The following is a 1,150-nucleotide window of genomic DNA, read 5'->3' on the forward strand; positions in this document are numbered from 1 at the left end:
AGGAGAAAAGTATGAGTTACATAACAAATGCAAAACTAAAAGAAGCAGATAAAGAAGTATTTTCAATAATAGAAAATGAGCTTGATAGACAAACAAAACATTTAGAGATGATAGCAAGTGAAAACTTCACATCTCCAGCTGTCATGGAAGCTATGGGTTCTGTTTTTACAAATAAATATGCAGAAGGTTATCCAAATAAAAGATATTATGGTGGTTGTGAATTTGCAGATCAAGTTGAACAATTAGCTATAGACAGAGCTTGTGAAATATTTAATTGTAAATTTGCAAATGTTCAACCTCATTCTGGTAGTCAAGCAAATGGTGCAGTATACGCAGCATTATTAAAAGCTGGTGATAAAATCTTAGGTATGGATTTATCTCATGGTGGACATTTAACTCATGGTTCTAAACCTTCTTTTTCTGGTAAAAACTACTCTGCATTTTATTATGGTGTAGAGTTAGATGGTAGAATTAACTATGACAAAGTTTTAGAAATTGCTAAGATTGTTCAACCTAAAATTATTGTTTGTGGTGCTTCAGCATATGCTAGAGAAATTGACTTTAAAAGATTTAGAGAAATTGCTGATGAAGTTGGTGCATATCTTTTTGCTGATATCGCTCACATAGCAGGTCTTGTTGCAGCTGGTGAACATCAAAGTCCTTTCCCTCATGCTCATATTGTTACTACAACTACTCACAAGACTTTAAGAGGTCCTAGAGGTGGTATGATTATGACTAATGATGAGGATTTAGCTAAGAAAATTAATTCTGCAATTTTTCCAGGATTACAAGGTGGTCCTTTAGTTCATGTAATTGCTGCAAAAGCTGTTGCATTTGGTGAAATACTTAAACCTGCATGGACTGATTATGCTAAGCAAGTTAAAGCAAATGCTAAAATCTTAGGAGAAGTTCTTGTAAAAAGAGGATATGATATTGTATCGGGTGGAACAGATAATCACCTTGTATTAGTATCATTTTTAAATAAAGACTTTTCAGGTAAAGATGCTGATGCTGCACTTGGTAATGCAGGTATTACAGTTAATAAAAATACAGTTCCTGGTGAAACAAGATCTCCATTTGTTACTTCTGGTATTAGAATAGGAAGTCCTGCTTTAACTGCTAGAGGAATGAAAGAAAAAGAGTTTGAATT

Annotated in this window: 1 protein-coding gene; it reads left to right on the forward strand. The window is 33.4% G+C overall.

Annotated features, from left to right (window positions below; translation table 11 throughout):
- Positions 1-11: 11 nt before the first annotated feature.
- Positions 12-1,150, forward strand: a 1,139-nt coding sequence (locus CRU93_RS14025; RefSeq protein WP_164967715.1) for a serine hydroxymethyltransferase, incomplete at its 3' end; no start/stop codon positions are given.

It is taken from the genome of Arcobacter sp. CECT 8985 (genome assembly GCF_004116495.1).
Taxonomy (GTDB): domain Bacteria; phylum Campylobacterota; class Campylobacteria; order Campylobacterales; family Arcobacteraceae; genus Malaciobacter.